Annotated in this window: 15 protein-coding genes; 2 read left to right on the top strand and 13 right to left on the bottom strand. The window is 33.4% G+C overall.

All coding sequences use genetic code 11. The annotated features are described in order from the left end of the window. The first annotated feature begins 28 nt into the window (after positions 1–28). Positions 29–355 carry a winged helix-turn-helix transcriptional regulator gene (locus QO200_RS05060; protein WP_371537165.1) on the top strand — a complete coding sequence of 109 codons (327 nt, stop codon included), beginning with the start codon at positions 29–31 and terminating at the stop codon, positions 353–355. Between the two features lie 102 nt (positions 356–457). Here the strand turns inward: QO200_RS05060 and QO200_RS05055 are convergent, their stop codons facing one another. From QO200_RS05055 to QO200_RS05010, 10 genes are all read right to left on the bottom strand, one after another. Next, on the bottom strand, positions 458–988 hold the full coding sequence (locus tag QO200_RS05055; RefSeq protein ID WP_371537163.1) for a CIA30 family protein: 531 nt from the start codon (positions 986–988) through the stop codon (positions 458–460). A 211-nt stretch (positions 989–1,199) separates the two neighbouring features. Next, positions 1,200–1,625 carry a YidH family protein gene (locus QO200_RS05050; RefSeq protein WP_371537162.1) on the bottom strand — a complete coding sequence of 142 codons (426 nt, stop codon included), beginning with the start codon at positions 1,623–1,625 and terminating at the stop codon, positions 1,200–1,202. A gap of 9 nt (positions 1,626–1,634) precedes the next feature. Next, the gene (locus QO200_RS05045; RefSeq protein WP_371537391.1) at positions 1,635–1,703 is read right to left on the bottom strand and encodes a hypothetical protein; all 69 of its coding nucleotides are present in this window, start codon (positions 1,701–1,703) and stop codon (positions 1,635–1,637) included. Positions 1,704–1,878: 175 nt separating this feature from the next. After that, a complete protein-coding gene (locus QO200_RS05040) occupies positions 1,879–2,037 on the bottom strand; it encodes a universal stress protein (protein ID WP_371537161.1) in 159 nt (52 codons plus the stop codon). 194 nt (positions 2,038–2,231) lie between these two features. Continuing rightward, positions 2,232–2,687 (bottom strand): TlpA family protein disulfide reductase, encoded by a 456-nt coding sequence (locus tag QO200_RS05035; RefSeq protein WP_371537159.1) that lies wholly within the window; start codon positions 2,685–2,687, stop codon positions 2,232–2,234. Between the two features lie 317 nt (positions 2,688–3,004). Beyond that, positions 3,005–4,741: a response regulator gene (locus QO200_RS05030; protein ID WP_371537156.1), complete on the bottom strand. Its 1,737-nt coding sequence runs from the start codon at positions 4,739–4,741 to the stop codon at positions 3,005–3,007. A 603-nt stretch (positions 4,742–5,344) separates the two neighbouring features. Continuing rightward, entirely contained in the window at positions 5,345–6,772 is a 1,428-nt protein-coding gene (locus QO200_RS05025) for an L-serine ammonia-lyase (RefSeq protein WP_371537154.1), read from the bottom strand. Positions 6,773–6,999: 227 nt separating this feature from the next. Continuing rightward, positions 7,000–9,291, bottom strand: coding sequence for a BamA/TamA family outer membrane protein (locus QO200_RS05020; RefSeq protein ID WP_371537152.1), 2,292 nt, complete (start codon positions 9,289–9,291; stop codon positions 7,000–7,002). A gap of 27 nt (positions 9,292–9,318) precedes the next feature. Then, positions 9,319–14,265 (bottom strand): translocation/assembly module TamB domain-containing protein, encoded by a 4,947-nt coding sequence (locus QO200_RS05015; protein WP_371537149.1) that lies wholly within the window; start codon positions 14,263–14,265, stop codon positions 9,319–9,321. A gap of 217 nt (positions 14,266–14,482) precedes the next feature. Further along, on the bottom strand, positions 14,483–16,165 hold the full coding sequence (locus tag QO200_RS05010) for a Na/Pi cotransporter family protein (protein WP_371537147.1): 1,683 nt from the start codon (positions 16,163–16,165) through the stop codon (positions 14,483–14,485). A gap of 352 nt (positions 16,166–16,517) precedes the next feature. On the opposite strand from QO200_RS05010, the gene QO200_RS05005 reads away from it, so the two are divergent. Next, on the top strand, positions 16,518–16,757 hold the full coding sequence (locus QO200_RS05005) for a hypothetical protein (protein ID WP_371537144.1): 240 nt from the start codon (positions 16,518–16,520) through the stop codon (positions 16,755–16,757). Between the two features lie 153 nt (positions 16,758–16,910). Here the strand turns inward: QO200_RS05005 and QO200_RS05000 are convergent, their stop codons facing one another. The 3 genes from QO200_RS05000 to QO200_RS04990 all read right to left on the bottom strand — a co-directional run bounded on the left by QO200_RS05000 (position 16,911) and on the right by QO200_RS04990 (position 18,893). Further along, entirely contained in the window at positions 16,911–17,210 is a 300-nt protein-coding gene (locus QO200_RS05000; protein ID WP_371537141.1) for an HPF/RaiA family ribosome-associated protein, read from the bottom strand. 253 nt (positions 17,211–17,463) lie between these two features. Then, positions 17,464–18,234, bottom strand: coding sequence for a patatin-like phospholipase family protein (locus tag QO200_RS04995; RefSeq protein WP_371537138.1), 771 nt, complete (start codon positions 18,232–18,234; stop codon positions 17,464–17,466). Positions 18,235–18,455: 221 nt separating this feature from the next. Beyond that, positions 18,456–18,893: an acyl-CoA thioesterase gene (locus QO200_RS04990; protein WP_371537135.1), complete on the bottom strand. Its 438-nt coding sequence runs from the start codon at positions 18,891–18,893 to the stop codon at positions 18,456–18,458. Positions 18,894–19,114 lie beyond the last annotated feature (221 nt).

The raw sequence follows: 19,114 nt of genomic DNA, 5'->3' as shown, positions 1-19,114 counted from the left end.
TGTTTACTAGGTATTCAAAGCAAAAAAAATGAAAAAAAGTTATTGTCCCATTGATACTTTTATAAATTCAATTAAAGGAAAAAGAAAAGGCACTATCATTTTGCATCTTTTTCGTGGCACTAAAAGATACAGTGAGTTAGTAAGGCTAATGCCAGATATTAGCGAGCGTATGATGACTAAACAACTGAAGGAGTTAGAACAAGATAGTTTGATTCATAGGGAAGTATTCCCTGAAGTTCCGCCCAGAGTAGAGTATAGTTTAACAGAATTAGGGAAAGAAATTCATCCTGTTTTAAAAGGAATGTATAAGGGAGGGCTGCTTTTTGAAAATCTTATTGATAGAGTCGAAAGTTAATTAGTTATCGGCTTTTATTTTACGATCTACGGTACAAAATACGTATGGTATTCGCTCAGCAGCGACAGCAACAGGAGTTTTGCCGCGCTGTGCCTCGAAGTTCTATTTCAACTCTATTTTATCAATCATTAGTTTAAATTTTTCTGCTTTTTTATTTCCTATCAAGAAAGCTATTTCGTTAATAGTACCTTCGTGAAAATTGGGCTGATCAAGTATCTTCCCCCTGAAAGAAGGGTACATATCTTTTAGTGGAATTTCTAATTCTTGCCATTCACCTGAGGAAGAAAATGGCGCTATGTAGGAATAATAATCTCCAGAATTAGATTTTATCCTAAACTGATAATTTTTACCATCGCCTTTAAGTTTAATACTAATGGTCGTGTAGTCTTTTACTATTATTTTGGGAAATCGATAACGTAAAGAAGAGAATCCTCCATTGTTATCTAATGATATATTGCCTTCGAAAACACCAAAACCATCTGCATTTAATTTGAAAGTACTGGCTGATTCGCCTCCCATCACGACATCATCAACAATCATCCAGTCTTGAATATTTGAATTTTTGTTAAAATCAAAAATTACTTTTGGGGCCATTATAGAAAATAAAAGTATCATATAAATTAAGTGTTTCATAATAATTCCGCTTTTACTGTTTGCAAACGTTACATGTCAACTGCATAAGCCTTAGTTAGTTTTGTTTAAGCTAAGTTAAGCATTTTTGTCAAGAAAAAAATAGAATCCTTATTGTGCAAAAAGGGTACTAATTGTTTCTTCCTCAGCTACCAAGTGTAAATTATTTTATAGCTTTTTTGTAACCAACTTCTTGTTGGATTTAGTAATCTTACTAATACCTGTTTGTATTATCAATCAAATATAAGATGAGTAAAATGCTTATTGAAAGAATAATTATTGTTATTGAAAAAACAAGTTTTGAAGATGCCTCAAATGCCTCATTATTCAACTGTTTTTCTGTTTGTTTAAATTTTATGTATGCTAATAATAAGACGACTGCTCCTACAGCAACTAACAATATTCCTATCATGGAAGAATAACCGTTTTGCTGTGGAAGTTTAGCCGTATTACCGAGTAGAAGGGAAATTTGTTTAATGAATAAAGAAAATTTCACAACTACAAAACCAAAAGCCATAATCCCGATACTGGTTCTTATCCACGCTAAAAGAGTCCGTTCATTTGCTAGGTGCTCTCTTGCATTTTGTTGTTTAATTATTTCAGTAACTAAATTTTTGTCCTTGTTTTGTAACTCTCCCATTTCTCGTTTTTATTTAGCATCGATAACAAATAATGGTTTTGTAGAATGTCTCATTATTTTTTCAGTAACACTACCCATTAATAAATGTGATAGTCCAGTTCTAACATGTGTCCCCAAACAATTATATCTGCTTCCCACTCTTCAGCTACTTTTAATATTATTTGGTTTGCCTTTTTCTACAAAATTCCATGCTTCATAGTCTTTAAATACCTTGTCAATAAGCATTTGCTGACTTTTGTATAGAATCTCCTAACTATCGAGGAGTTATACCGACATTGATCATAAGATCTGTTGTGTCAACAACGCTTATTCGTGCAATCTCTGCATTTAGTTGTTGTGCAAGTTGCAAAACCATTGAAGCAACTTTTTTAGAAGTTGGTCCATCATCTAGTGCAATTAGTATTTTTTTCATGTTGTTATCGTCTTTGATTGTCGCTAATGGTCTAACTTATGGCAGAATTGGAATTAATAGCCAATTATTTTACTACTGTTACGCATTTTACCGAAAGCTCAAGATTTGGCTTATAAGCAATGTTAACGTCAGTTACCGCTCTTTTTTTCAATTTAGTAATTGCAGAATTCATTTCAGAATAAATCTGCTTTATTCTATGAACAAAGGTCTTCAAGTGCGTACATTAGCCTGTTTTGAGAACCTGTTTGAGAACCAAATATTGATCGATATAAAACTCCTTCACTCGTAATCAAAATCCATTGAGGAGTCCCCTCTGAATTGAATTGGTCGTATACTTTATGTCCACTGTCTAAATAAATAGGGAAGGGGATTTCATCTTTTGTAAAAATGCTTTTTATATCATTTTCTGTAACCTGATTTGTACCAAAATTTGTATGAATGCCTATCACTTGAAGATTGTCATATTCTTGTTGATATTGATAAGCCAATGGAATAGCTCTTCCTGTGCAGCCTAAACATTGATTATTATAGATTATGATTAATAATGGTTTACCTTTGAATTTTTTAATCAAATCAATTTCATTCAAATCAAATTCTTGCACCTTTATCGATTCAATATTCGCAGTTTTGTTTGAGTTTTCCTTAACCATTATAGTTGCTTTTTTACTACTATATGAATTTCATGTAGTTTGTCTTTCAAAGTTAATCAAATTTATCTTTTCCAAATAAATTACGACAGTTGTTTCTGATTTTTTATTGATTCCGATATCGTTCGCCTTTAAAGATTTTTGAAAACGTTTTTTTGCGTTACGAAGAAATTGAAGTTACTCTTTTCAATGTATTATTATGATAGAATAATATCTTTCTCTTTTTTAATTCACAATACTTGAAAAAAATATGATTATTAGTAAATATAGAAAATCAGCTTTACGATTTTCAGATAAAATAATTTTTACGAGAACGGGAATTAGCTTGGTTCGCAGACTTTTATTCTTTTGTGAATTATTTTTAATAGGGCATTAATTTCAAATGGTTTTGTTACGAAATCATTCATACCAGCATTTAAACATTCTGATAATTCTTTTTCACCAACATTAGCGGTTAAAGCAATAATAGGAATATTTTTTTTGTTTTCGTCGGTTAGACTTCTAACCTGCGTGGTTGCAGTAATACCGTCCATTACGGGCATAATTACATCCATTAGCACAATGTCGTATTCATTGTCTTTTATTAAGTTTAATGCTTCTAAGCCATTATAAGCAGTAGTAATTTGGCTGTTTTTCAATTTGTTTTTTAACTGCTTTTCTAAAACTAATAAATTGATTTTATTGTCATCAACTATCAGCATTTTTATACTCGTGTTGTGAAAAATATTTTCAACATTTTCTAAATTTGCACCGTTGTTTTCTACAATAGGTAATGGAATAGTAATGTTAAATGTCGTACCCTGATTTTGTTTTGATTTATACGAAATAGTTCCTTTCATTAAATCAATTAGGCCTTTTGAAATGGTTAAACCAAGACCAACGCTATTTTTGGATGTGTTTGAAGTAGCATATTTTTGAAATATCTTTTCGCCTAAATCTTTATCTATTCCTTTGCCAGTATCAGAGATTGTAATTTGAAGTTGAAATTCATCTTTATTATCCGCATTATGATTTCCATTTACATGCATTGTTACTATTCCAGCTGTGGTATATTCAATCGCATTGTTTAGAAGATTTAAAACGATTTGATTGATTCTGTTTTTATCACCATAAACAGTATTAGGAATGTTTTTATCGATTTGGATTTTAAACTCTAATCCCTTCTCTAAGGCTAATCTTTCATTCATTTTAAACAACGAATTTAGAGAGGTTGTTAAGTTGAACTCTGAGTACTGCAAAGAGAAAACCCCGTCGTTTAGTTTGGTAAAATCCAATATGTTGTTTACCAATGCTAATAAATGATTGGTGGAATAATCCATCAGTTCTAAAAGATTACAATCTTCTTCACAATCTATATTATTTTTTAAAATATCTGAAATTCCTTTTATGGCATTTAAAGGAGTTCTAATTTCATGACTCATTATGGCAAAAAATGATTCTTTATTGATTTGTAACTTTTTCAATTCAATTCGAGATTCTTCTAATTCAATATTTTTAGCTTTTAGATCTTTAATTATATCAGCAACTAACTTTGTTCTTGCTTTTAATAACACAACCAAATAGAGTGTTATCATTATTACAATAAAATTTAACAAGCTATCATGATTATCTTTTTCATAATACATTTCATTACCATAGTCAAATCCAAAAAAATCAAAATAGACGGTAGTTGTAATGATCAATAAAATGAGTACGCTAAAAAAAATCATTAACTTATTATAGCGAAGTAGTATTAGTAAAACAATTGGAGTTAAGTAAGTTATAAGTAAAAAATCATAAGACTTCCCATATAGTATAAAAGTAAATGTATAATATGCTGTTATTGTAGAAATAGCAATTAATGACTTTTGTGGAAAACTAAATCTCTTTGAAATTGAAAAATAAAACAATAGTAAAATAATAGGAATGGTTCCCCAAGCCATATAGGTCAATTTTAGATAAAATAGAAATATCATCACAAGTAAAAACTGTACTGTGAAAAAATTAAAACTAAAATTGTCAATTTTACTTAATTTACTTATGCTTTTAAGACTAGTAGGAGGTCTCTTTTTATCCATTTGTAATAGTTAAATAATATATTTAGTAGTTTTTTTTTAATATTTCCCTAGTATTTTCAGCATAAACAGAGTTAAACTTAGCTATACTTTAAATCCAGGTATTATAAAATCTACTTTTATCATGAATAAAAGTAGTAAAAAAATTATTACAAAATATCGAAGGAGCTTTTTATTTATTGACTATTTATTCCGCTAAATTTCATTTGTTTTACTACTGCTTTGACCTATTATTGTCTTCTTGTATCCTTTACCAGTTTAATTTGCCGATAAATGAGTTGGTATTTCTATGACTAAACTAATCTATGATGGTGTTAGTTGAACGTATTTTTTTAAAAGAAAGTAGTACTGATTAGAAGTTTGTTGTAGTGTAATGGATAGAAGTGGAAATACTTTTTTCTTTTATCGAACTGTAGCGCAATAAAAAAAAGATTGTTGCAAATACCCCGATGCCGCTAAAACGGCTAGTCAATTGTCTAGCCGTTTTAGCGGGGATAAGCCATTATTATTTTTGTTTGTAGAGGAACGATTTTAAATATAGTTGTTCTTAAAGAAGTTTAGGAAAAACTAAACGTTATCAAGAGATTGAAACAAGTTAAGCACATGCTAGCAGTCAGACATGTTCACCGCTACGGCGAGTCCGCCTTCAGAAGTCTCTTTGTATTTATTGTTCATGTCCTTTGCCGTTTCCCACATGGTGTTAACTACTTTGTCTAAGGGAACTTTGGCATGTTTTGGGTCGGTTTCTAGCGCTAGTTCAGCAGCATGGATTGCCTTGATCGCGCCCATGGTATTGCGTTCGATACAAGGGATTTGCACTAAACCACCTATAGGGTCACAGGTTAATCCCAGATGGTGTTCCATGGCAATCTCAGCAGCCATTAAAACCTGTTCTGGGGTTCCGCCCATCAACTCGCACAATGCTGCCGCAGCCATAGAAGACGAAACGCCTATCTCTGCCTGACATCCTCCCATTGCGGCTGATATCGTTGATCCTTTCTTGAAAATACTGCCTATTTCACCAGCAACCAACAAGAATTGCTTGATTTCTTTTTCACCAGCTTGATGGTTTTCAATCACCAGATAATACATTAATACGGACGGAATTACTCCGGCGCTACCATTTGTGGGTGCGGTTACGATGCGGCCCAAAGCAGCATTAACTTCATTTACCGCCAAAGCAAAACAGCTTACCCATTTCAGGATTTGGCGAAATTTCACTTCGGTGAGTCTTATTTGTTCCAGCCACGTTTGTGGATCGCTGTAATTTGATAACCCAATTAAATTTTGATGCATGTCAAAAGCCCTACGACGAACATTTAAGCCGCCAGGAAGGATTCCCTCTGTATGGCAACCTATATACATACACTCTAACATGGTGTTCCAGATTCGCATTAACTCGAGGTCGATTACTTCTGGCGTACGCATGGATTTCTCGTTCTCATAAACGATTTCAGAGATTTTCTTATTTTCAGTTTTACAGTAGCCTAAAATGTCGACTGCTTTATCTGTAGGGAATGGAAAAGCACATTTTATTTCTATTTTTTTCTTAGCATTCACTCGTTCTTCTTTAACCACAAATCCACCACCGATGGAGTAGAAAGTCGCTACATATTCTTTTCCGTTAGCCAGAAAAGCGGTAAATTTCATTCCGTTAGAATGAAAAGGTAGAAACTCTTTATTGAAAACGATATCTTCTGAAAAGGAGAAAGAAATTAAGAATTCATTCCCTAAATTGATTTGGTTTTTGTCTTTGATGGACTTTATAATTCCATCAATATTTTCTACAGCAATGTATTCTGGATCCTGACCACTTAAGCCAAGCATAACCGCTAAATCAGTAGCGTGACCAATTCCGGTTAAGGATAAGGAGCCGTATAAATCTGTTTTTACTCTAACGACAGACTGAATTAGATTTTTCTTTCTCAGTTCTTCAAGAAAGCGTTCTCCTGCACGCCATGGTCCAAGGGTATGGGAACTAGATGGGCCAACACCAATTTTTAGCATGTCAAAGACAGAGATACATTCTTCCATAAATAAAGTAGTTTATGCCACAAATATAATCGAAATTAGCAATGATTTACTCCAAAAGCCAACTAATGTTAGCTATATGATGGCATTTGGCTTTATAATTTAATTATTCTGCAATGAAAAGTAGGATTGTAATTGTTATTGAAATTATAATTCGCTTATAAACAGTGATTCGACGCTATAAATCGAGTAGGGCAGTATAAATTGAAATGGAACTGTTTTATAAATTACTAAAACGGATACCCAATGGCTAGATTAAAAACTAGATTATCGTTTCGCCAAGAACTATTTCCAAGACTTACTTTATCCAGTACCCAACGGTCACCTTCTGGCAAATATGGTTTGCGTATGGGAAAAGCAAGATCGGTTCTTAGTACCAGAAAAGAAAAGTCAAATCGCAATCCAGCACCTACACCCACGGCAAGTTCGTTTAAGAAATCTTTAGAGAACTTTGCACCAGGTTTATCGGGGTTGTCTTTAAGTAACCAAATGTTTCCAGCATCTACAAACAAGGCTCCTTTTACAAAATCATATATTTTAGCTCGGTATTCCGTACTCAATTCTAGTTTTAAATCACCAGATTGATCGGCGAGAAATGCATTAGTAGTTGCTGTACCATCAAAACTTCCCGGACCTATAGATCTCGCGCGAAAAGCTCTTATACTATTGGTTCCACCGTTAAAGAACTGTTTTATAAAAGGCATTTCATTTGAATTTCCATATGCAAATCCTGCTCCCGCGATAATCCTGCTAGCCAATTGTTTTTCGCCACCTAATTTTAAATAATGTCTGAACTCACTCTCTACTTTAACGAATTGACTAAAGGGTACACTGAAGACTTTTATAGTGTCTTTTTTTTTCAAATTAGCTCCAGTAGCAAGTCCAGTAATATTTCCTGATAAATCCACACCTCCCTTATAATAGAATGTATGTTTTCTTCTTTTTTCGATGGTATTTGTATACGTATAGGAATAGGTAGGGCCAAAAATCAATTGCTTTTCGATTACTTTTCCAAGGGAAGCATTGGCATCAATTTGCTCTTGGTATAGTGGTGTCACGTTTTGCGGACTAGCATATGTAATTTCAGTAATATTGAACTGATGTTCTTTACGTTCATTTTCTTTCCATAAATACCCAAACGAACCTTTAAAGGTTTGTAGCGAATACAGTTTGGTTCTATTTTGGAACTCATATCCTAAGGTCGCTTTTGTCTTTGGAACAAAACCGCTAGAGAACAAAAAGTGGAATGGCGATATAATTCTGGGCCAAACTAAATTAGCCTCAGTCCCAAAACGGTATACATTAAAGCCGTTGTTTACACCTGAAACTTGGACTTCTAATCCACCAAATGCAGAAATAGTTAGTAATTCAGCTCCTTTAAACACATTTCTATTGCTCCAGTTCACATTGAGTTCTGTACCCGTATAATTAGCCGAATTGGTTTTGGCCAATACTTCCAAACCAATCGATTTTTTAGGCAAAGGAGTGAGGTAGTAATACGCATCTAGATAATTCCCGATCGTGTCAGCGACTTTAAATTCATTTTTAACAAACTTAAACGTACCTAAATTGACCAATCGGTTTAGGGATAAATTGTGATTGGTACGGTTGTAAAAATCATCTTTTTTAAAATATAAGGTACGATCAAAAATACGAGGTTTAAACAAATTTTCGTCATCGATAATCGTCATGTCATTGTGTTTCAATGCCGAAGCCGAAGCGGTAACGGTGCTATCCATATTAATGGAATAATTAGGATATACGATGATGTCATTGATTCGGTATTGCGTTTGCGATTGCTCTGGAGTTTTGTCTTTTACCTTGACAATTAAATCGACTTGATAGTCTGCAACGGTACTGTCTACTTGAACTTTAAGATAGTCAGAATTGAAATAGTAGAATCCCTTCTCTTTAAGGCGTGCGTCGATGCGTAACCGTTCTTCTTTGATGGTAGCGAGATTATAACCCTGATCTTTTTTAAGCAAAGTTCTTCTTTTAGTTTTACTTATCGCAGTCGATAGGACTGTAGAATCTTGAGGGAATTGAACTTCTCTAATGCGGTATTGTTTGTTGGGAATTACGTTATATACGGCATTAACTGTTTTACCGTGGCGCGTAGAATCAGCTGTGGATTTGGTGTTGAAGTAGCCGTTGTTTTCGGCATGGTTTTGTAAAACCAATTTGTTGTATTCTAAATCTACTTTACTGTAGTAAACAGGCGCTTCGCCTACTTTGGTTTTTAGCCAATAGCGAAATCCTTTTTGCTTTTTTGGAGTACCAGCAAGTTTATAAATAAATAATTTGGGTCTTTGACCCAAAAACGAACCATTAGGTTTTGGTCTGACAATAGCTTCAAATTCGGCTTTCAAAGCCTTACGTTCCTTTTTTGGCGTTGCATCACCTTCGACTTTTATTTTAGCTCCCGTGTACAATAGTTCACCGTCAGGTAAATTTTTTGTACCACTGCATGCAGCAATAAGCAATAGCGTAAAAAGAAGATATAGTATTGAATTCTTATTCATCAGACTGCTGTTTGGAATGTTCTTTAATTATTTTTCTTTTTTAACTTTTTGAAACAATTCTTTAAATTCATTGTAATCTAAAGTAATGACAAAAGCGACTCCAGTTTCAACTACTTGGCCTTGAAGCGCCACTTGGTATTTGTTGATGCGATACGCCTTTAATTTATATCTTCCGTCTTTAGAAAGCTGATATTCTATCGTAACGTCACCTGCAATGGTATTGGCTTCTTGGTTTTGTTGTTGTGGTCCTTCCAACCCAAAGCTGCTTCCTACGGTAACCTTCAAGCGATCATTCAGCAATTTTTTAGAAATCCCAACATTTAAATCAGTTTTGTTTTCTAACTGACCTGTTGTATAATCTTGTGAGGAAGCTAAATCAAAATTCAGTTCGACACCGCTTATTAAATCGCCTGCTAGATTGTTTAATTGTTGTGACAGGATCTTACTAGCACTTTCTCTGGCAAGAGACGAAACCGTTGTTCCTCCTGATTCGCTGGCAAATGGATTTTCTCCTATAAAACGGTTCAATAGGAGTAAAGCAAACACTTGCTTGTTCAGTTCGTCTGGTTGCTGACGCAATTGGGTTAGTTTAGCTTGTGTTGTGTTAATGATTTCTGTAGAAACGCTGTTGTTTCCGTCTGGCAAGATAATGTCAAAGGAAATGGTTGGCTTCATTAGCTCGCCTTTCATTTTTAATTCGGTTTCAAAAGGAATTTTTTGCTTGTAGGTGTTTCTTATAGAAGCTGATACGTTAGATAATTGGTCGTCGACAAGATCAATTGGCGCAGCTTCGTTTTTATAAACTGCTGTGATATTGATATCAGCTGCCGTTGGCTCACCTGTCCACAGGATATAACTACCGCTTTTGATATCAAATTTGCGTTTGATCAAATTGAAATTCATTTCATAAGATCCTTCGTTTAACTCATACCGACCCGTTAAAGTCGTTTTTCCAGACGGATCAATACCGCCACTTAGTTGGGCTTCTCCTTTTAATTTTAAAAAATCACCATTGGCTTTGTCAATGACAATTGATAATTCAGCGTCTTTATCCACTTCGATATTTACAGATGCATTGATACCTGTAATTTCGAGGTTACTCAAGGCTTCGTCTGCTCGTAGCTTCGTCTGAATCATTGGCGGGTTGTCCTGATCTATAAATTCAACAATACCTTCTCGATCTGCTATTGATGGATCAGACTGTGGCATTACAATCGTGAATTTAGTATCTTTGTTTACTTTAATATTTCCATCAACGGTAGGATTATTAAAAGTACCACCAATTCTTAAATGATTGTCCAGATACATTTCACCGTAATACAAGTCATTGTCTTTCTCCTGGGAATTGACCGCTTTGAAATTTATTGCATCGAGCGTTAAATCATAGCCAATGTTGCTCAAATTTTGAGTATTGATTTTTCCGTTGATATCTAAATCATTATCTTTTTCATCTTTTATCTTAAAATGATTGAAAGCAATAGTATTACCTGTAAATGCAATTTTATCATTTAGCGATTTAAACGTTGCATTGAGAGGTGTTATTTTAAATCCTATTTCATTAAAAAGCAAATCACCTACCACATTTGGCTGGCTTGTATTTCCAGCTATTTTAAAATTACCGCTTAAGAAACCGGTACTCTCCTTTAGGTTATCCAATGTAAAACCTTGAATACTTTTTAGGTTTAATCTTGAAATGTCTAAATTTATATCTAGGTTGCCTTCGCCTGTCTTGTAGGTTCCGTTTAAATCGACAAGGTTATCTTGTCCAGTTAGAGAAACTTTTGCATTGTAAGTATTAGCCACTATATTGTCAACTTTTATGTTGATTGTACCAATGGTGTCTTTCTTGAATGAGAAATTATCCACAATCAAATCAGAAGTAAAAACAGGGGATTGATTCAAGTTTTTTACGACCGCATTCCCGTTGATGTTTCCGCTTATTTCTATGTCTCCTTTGACAGCGATATTAGTGATAGTCTCAATTTTGAAATCTTTGAAGTCAATTGCTAAAGGAGCGTTTGTCTTTTCTGACCGTGACTGTATATTAATGCTGCTTTCTTCTTTGCTTAATTTAAAGTTGTTGGCATAGATTCCTTTTTCTCCAAAACGAAGTAGGTTATTTGCATCCATCATCCAAGGCTCATAATTTAGGACTAATTTCAGTGGGTCAAGCCTAAGTTCATTATTAGCTGCTGAAGCTTTAAGTGTTCCAGAAATCAAGTATCTTTCTATATCTTTTGCATCTTTTAATTGCAGGGTATAGTCTGCTATATTGTTTTGCACTTGCCCACTAATGGAAGTATAAGGCAATTGGAATTGGCTGTTTTGAATGTCATCCACCACAAGACTGTATAGTAAAGCATTGTCTTTTGTATCTACTTTTAGAATTCCATTTGTAATTGTATTACCACCATAGACTAATTTAGGAATAGCACCATTCAAGATTATGGAATCATTGACAGTGTTGTATCTTCCAGTTATAGTAATAGGCTCAAGGCTCTTTAGTTCAGGAATGAGTTTCAAAATAATAGGGCTGTCTGAAATTCCAATTTTAAATGCAAATTGTTGCTTTTCGGTCATTGTTGCTTTTCGAGATTGACTTAGGTTGTAATAATTAGCTGCCGAATTAGCTAGTGCGTCTGCAATTGTTGTCAATTTGTATTTTCCTTCTATTTCTGCATTTAGAAACTGAGACTTAAACAACAATGTATTTTTGTCTGCTGCCGAAGTAACAATCATAGTAATGGAGTCCATCACAAATTGTTCTTTTTCATCGGCAATAGTAAGATTGAGAATATTAAATTTTCCATTAAGATAATCGAGATCAACAGATTGAATATCTGCATCTAATGCTCCTCGTATCTTCATTGGTCCGGCATGTAAGTTTAGCTTCTCTAAGTCAGCAACATCAATATTTAACTTTATTTTTCCAGCTGGGTATTTGTCTTTAAAACTACCGCTGGTCACCAAGTCAAAAGTTAAATTTGGATCGTTACTATCTGCAATAGCTTGAAATAAACCGTTATTAATGGCTCCTTTAAGATCAAGATTGGTATAGTTGTATTTATTATAATTGATTTTTCCTATGGTCCCTTTTACGGCAGCATTAGCTGTTTTGGGATCTAACCCAGATCCTTTTATAGTTGCATTCCCACTTATTTTCCCAATCGTATTATTCTTGATTAGTTTTCCTAAATCAAAATTTTCGAGCTTTGCTTTTAGATCGTATTTTTCTTTGTTTTTTATTCTTTGATCCAATAAAGCATTGATTTTGGCTGGACCAAAACTACTTTCCAAAACCAAATCAGTAGCGAAGTTACTGATCGTTCCTTTGAAAGTTCCATTGACATTAAATGATGCAGGTAAACTAATTGAATTAGGAATAGTTTCTTTCGGAAGGAAAGTATTAAAATCCTTGGCAGTAGATGAAAATTCTTTTAAATCTAAATCAAAGTACGCTTTTTTTGTATCTGGCAAACCCGTTATGGTTCCGCTACCCACAATTTTTGTATTTCCTATACCGCTAATTTCTAAACCTGGAATTTCAATCGCTCCTAGTTTACCGAAAATTTTGCTGTTTACTTGAAGTATAGCATTTGGATTGTCCTTAAAAGGTACCGTATTGGCTAAACCAGGAACAAAAAGCAAAATGTCTTTAAAGCCCACGCTGCTTTTTTTCAAAGTAGCATTAATACTTAATTCTTCTAGATGATCACTAATGGCTGCAATAGAAGGATAACCAATACGGATTTCGTCTTTTACTAAAGTTTGTGGTGTTTTTAGGTATAAATTTTTAAGAAAAGAATTCGTTTTCCCGTAGAAAAAATCAGCTTTAAAAGACTGTAAGTCAAGACCGCTCTTTTCTTTTAGTTTAAAAGCGTTAATTTTTCCGGAGGTGCTAACAGAACTGTAATGGATATCTTGGGAATCAAAGCTTAACGATTGTAGTTTTAAATGATTGTAATCAAACCCTTTTGGTATCGCAGCAATGTTGTTATTGTCATAGTTGAAATCAACTCTTTTGATATTAGATTCTCTTACTTTAAAATCCCAGTCCCTACTTGCAGTTGCAGTTGGTTCTTTTTTTGTCAGTTTTTTTACTGATTTTTCAAAGGCTATTTTTCCGTTTGCATCTGATAAATTGAGGACATCAATTATAAAAAAATGGTTGTAGAAGTCGGTTTTATCAAATTTTGCGAGACCTTTTTTTAGGGAAATAGTAGCGCTCAATTTACTAGCTTCATCTTGATAATCTACAGCAATTTTAGCTAAATCAATTTCCCCTAACAGTAATTTATAATTACTTTGAGGCGTATCATCCTCCTGACTGGTAGTTTGAGCAATGCCCTGTCTATATTTAAGGTTCAAGCCTTTTATCTTGATCTTCGGGACTTCGAAATCCAAGGAACCTAAATCAAAAGTTTTAATGCGAGTTTCAAGGTGATTTAATTTAACGTACAAGTCATTTTTTGAAAAGGCATCAGTATATTTGATGTTTATCGTGTCCAGATTAATGTTTTCTAGCGAAAAGGTCATCGGACTAGAATCAGATTTTGGACTGTCAGGGGATGAGAATGCTTTGATGATATAATCAAAATTAAACATAGAAGTAGAGTCTCTGTTGATATTTGCCGTAACTCCCTGAAAATCGACAGAATTGATTTCAATTTTGTTATTGACCAATTGAAACATGCTGATGTCAACGGCAAGTTTGTTAGCACTCAACAGCGTGTCTTTTCCAAGGCCTTCAAAGTATACGCCTTCTAGAATAATTCTTTTAGGAAACCCAATGTCAATTTTCTTTATTGTAACCTTAGTTTTGATTTTATCTTGAATATAGACTACCGCCTTATCCTTTGCAAAATTTTGCACATAGGGGATTTGGATAAGCACAAGGACTAATAAGAATAGTAAAAGTATGGTTCCTATTGTCCACTGGATAATTTTAAGGCCTTTTTTTAAATATTCTTTCAAATCCTTTTGTTTTTTGATAAAAAAAAGTCAATCTGGACTAAAAGTCAAAATTGAATTAACTACAAAGATGAAAATTTATATCCGGACTCTTTTATAAAATATAAAGTTTCTATTATAAAATTATTGCTTTATAATCAGGCCAAATTAAATTTCGATTTTGGAGGTTTTTTAATATTTAGAAAAAGCTTTGGCACGAGTAATGCTAGCTTTGCCTTTATTAGGTTTTATACACTGGAACTTCATTAAATTCCTGAGCTTGTTTTTCTTTCAATAAAAAGTCTTTTACGGCCATTAACATTGCTTTATTAGACGTAAAAAGCTCCCTGTTAAAATTAATAATCGTCGTAATATCAATTTTTTCTAAAGTGGTATTTTGTGCCTCTGAATAGAAATTGTTGAGCGCCGAAGTATAGTTGTTTTCTATAGAATTGAAAACGTACTGGAGGTTATCAAAAGTACTTGGCATTTCTTGGTTGATAAGTGCATTAAATTGATGGTACAATGCTTGTGTTTCTTGTCTATTATGGATGAAAAAATTGTACTTGATGTCTTTTGATGAATGTCGGAGGTTAGTAATATTGGTACCTATATCTTTGACACTCTTTACGGAGTGCATGGAACTGCGTACAGCAGAAATTAATTGATTGATATCAGAATACTGCTCCGATTGTAATTTTGGCCTTAGCTCTAAATAAAATAAATGAAGTTCACCCTGCAACTGTTTGAGGAAATTATATTTTTCTTCTTTTGTTTTTATGAAAAACTTCTTCTTCTCGTTAATGCTTATATAGTCGGAATTTTTAGTGATGTAGTTCGTGTCAATCTTAAAAAGTTCTAAATTAAAAAGCATTGAATTGTGTATGAAATAGTTACTTTCCCTTTTAAATAAATCTAAGGCAGTAATAGGTTCTGCTATGGAAGCATGTTTAATAAAAGCAGTCACTGATCCATCTGACTCTTTGAAAAAGCGCTCCAAAAAATGAGTAAATTGATCTAATAGCGGTAAGAAGATGATAATGGAAAACAAATTAATTATGGTGGAGAAAAGAACCAAACCAATGAGAGGATCCTTGACATTAAACTGCTCAGTTATCAGGAATAATATGGGGGACAACAGTAGGTAAGCAAAGAAGGTGACAAAAATATTAAAAAGGAAATTCCCTAACACGATTCGTTTTTTTGAAGCATTTCCTCCTATAGCGCCAAGCATTATTTTAATGGTAGTTCCAGTTTGTGAGCCCAATACAATGGCGGCGGCGATAGGCAAAGATATAGCCCCAACATGAATTGCACTGAGTGCAAGGGCCATGGTTACAGAACTCGATTGAACAAGTACAGTGATTATAAATCCAATTAGTAAAAAAACCGCCAGTGACATTGCAGTATATTGCGAAAAATCAAAAACTTTCACCTGAGCTTCCATGGCAGTTTTCATAAAAGATAGGCCAATAAATAATAAGCCAAATCCAAAAAGAAAATAAGAAATATATTTATAGGTTTTCCGACTTCCGAAAAGGATAAGAAGTAGACCTCCCATACAAACTGCAGGATAGGAAACAACTTCTATATCCATATTAAATCCAAGCGTTGCAACAATCCAACTATCAAGTGTAGTTCCTAGATTAGCGCCCAGAATAATAGCCATCGCATTCCTCATGGTAAATACACCAGCACCTACAAAAGCCAGTACCATGAATGAAACCATAGAACTACTCTGAAGAATACCCGTAACTATCGCGCCACCGGTAACCGCCCCAATCGCATTTTTAGTAATGCGCTGTAAAAAGAGTTTAAAACTCCTTCCAGAAAGATTTTTTAAAGACTCCTCCAGTAAATACATGGCAAATAGAAATAGACCAATGCCAGCAAGGAGTTTAAGAATATGATAGAATGTATCCATAGTATAAAATATACTTAAAGGTAAGAATAAAAGTAGTTTACCTATAAAATAAGACTATTTTTAAAATTGGAGTGGAATACAATTGTTTGAAAGAAGATGCTATAGCTACTTATTGTGAGTTTAATAAAAATAAGTATATTGGGTACAAGAAGCACTTTAAAATTCAATAAGGCAATAACTTTTCTATGGCAACTCTAAATTTTATTGATTCCAATAAGCGATAATAATAAATAATATTATAGCAAAAATTCCAACAAGGGAACTAATAAAAAAATTATCAGCCAATTTTTCAAGTCGGATTTATTTCTCTAAATTTTGGGTTCGTATCGAAAAAAACGACAGTAGCGAAGAAATGGTTAACAATAAGGCCATAATAGAAGTGAACTCATCTATTAAGCTGTTTTTTGCGGTATCGGTCATGTGTAGTGACGTGATTACAAACAAACAAAAACCGAGTAGGTTAGCCGATGTATTTAGTATATGTTGGGACGTTCTGTTTGCCAAAGCTTATTCTTTTAGAGAAGTAATTAGTGTTGTTTTAGTGCATTATGAAGTAATTTTTAAAGGTAAAAATTGGAATGCAGCACTATAAATCTTACTTAGATTAGAAAAACATATCGATATTTACTTGTATCAATTATAAAAGTATAAAAAAACTACAACCTTTTTTGGCTGTAGCTCCTTTTTTAAATTTGTCGTTTTACAAAGCAACAGAACGAGTATTTATCCACTTTATATTTTAACTCTAGTGCGTTTGCATCTCACTTTTACGTTTTTTTAACTGTACTTCTATATCTCTTATGGTTTCAGCAACCGCAGCTTCAAAACTATCCTCATTAGACGAAGCAAATATTTGCGGACCAGGACAGCTCAATATAATTTCGCATATCTTGCCTTTGCCATACGTTCCTTTTTCTTCTTTAAATTTTACATCAGCTCGAATAATCCATTTATAATGTTTTCCTAATTGTTCTAATTTTTCAAAGACTAAAGCATCTGCTGTGTTTTTTGTTTCTGCTTGTACAAACTGTATGATTATTTCCATGGTTACTATTTTATAATGTTAGTAGTATTGAAGTTATAATTAAAAAAGGTCTTGCTATGCTATATAAGCTATTTTTAATAGGTAAAATGTGTAAAACTAAATTTGCACACTACTCAAATTTACATATTAAATTCATAAGAGTTTAAAATTCAATGTTAAACAAATTAAAAAAAGCTACATTGATATATTTTGAAACTGATGCGCTTTGGATTAAAAATTAAGTAGTGAATCTAGGCTATATTTTTTTTATGATTTATAAATGAAGACCGAGTTCTTTTATCTGTTTTTCGAAAGTAAGAGCGTATTGATAACCATATTCAAAAATTTCATCCGATCTTTTTAGGTTAAAAAGACTAAATTGACTCATGTTTGGCGGTTCGATGTATAAAGTGCAACTGTCTATTTTATTTTGAACAGAACCTTTCATCGCTAAATGAAAACAACGGTCGACGATGTTATTCATGTGAACTTGATCTATTTCTTTTTTAATCGAATTCACATAACTGCCTATAATAATATCACATTGGCCAGCCAAAGGTTCGGTTGGGAAATTATTAAGCACTCCGCCATCCACAAATAAGGTTTCGTTGTAATTTACGGGTTGGAATATTAAGGGAATGCAGGAAGAAGCCATTAATGCTTGGGATAGATTTCCAGATGAAAAGTAAACTAGTTCCCCTTTTAAAATATCGGTAGCAGCTACATACAAGGGTATATCAAGATCCTCAAAAGAGTTGTTTGGAAAGTATTCCTTATAGATATCATTGAATCCTTTCATAGCAAAAAAACCTTGTCTCTTTATTAGGATATTGGAGAAATTAAAGATCTGTCCTTTTTTTAAAATAGTTACGATTTCTGGGATAGAATAACCTGCGGCATAAAAAGCTCCTGCAATAGCTCCTGCGCTAGTTCCGGAAATATGGGTTGGAACAACACCAAATTCTTCTAAAGCCTTTAAAATTCCTAGGTGTGCAATTCCTCTAGCGCCACCTCCTGATAATGCAATACCAATTTTAGGTTTCATATGACACTCTTAAAATTAGTAATAATTGGTTTCATTGCTCGAATAATTTGAGGAGAATGGGTGAATAACGCCGCTTTTTGCTCTGTTCAACCAATATAAATAAAAAAGACTAATTAGCAATGTTTTATATTGATAAGTAGTCTTTTTGTTATTGGCTGTAACTGTTTTATTCCGTTTTAAATTAAGGATTGACAGTGTGCAGTCTTTTCAATGGCAATAATTTAAAGTGCAATAAAGTCTTCTGTTTTTGGTATACTGTTCATGGCTTCCATTGCGATTTCAGGAGTTGGATTAGCTATTTTTCTAAGTTTTGTGTCCATCCAAGCACCGTCAACAGTTATTGTAGCACACAATTTATCTTCTTCATTCTTTAACTCATGCACAATAGACCAACGGGAAGCGTCAGGTCTCATTTTAGAAATTTTGGTGTGGATAAATATGGTGTCTGCAAGCCCTATTTCTTTTCTAAATACGCATTCTTCTCTAAAGAGTATTGGACCAAAATGATTGGCCTGTAAAACTTTCATGGTCAAGCCAAGGCTTTCTAGAATCTCGATACGATGCTGAGCACCAAAATCGTAATACGCGCTGTGACGCACATGGAAATTAGGGTCTAAATCTGACCAACGAAAGGATAATTGTTTACTAAAAGATGTCATTATAATTTATATTAAAAGTTTGAATTCGTTTTTTATTACTTGTGTTGCTTGCTCCATGATAAAGTACCCCTAATGACTACTATAGTTTTTTTAGAAAACAGTTATAGAAAAACACTCTAGTTTCGTGTAGCGTACTTGTTTGCTATGAATGGTGTACTCATACATTTGAGCTTAGCAAGCGTAAATATAGGGAAAAACGAGAGTTTTGATTGAAATTGTAC

It is taken from the genome of Flavobacterium sp. Arc3 (assembly GCF_041431375.1).
GTDB lineage: Bacteria > Bacteroidota > Bacteroidia > Flavobacteriales > Flavobacteriaceae > Flavobacterium.
The sequence above is the reverse complement of the archived record's forward strand: the minus strand, read 5'-3'. Positions and strand labels throughout refer to the sequence as shown.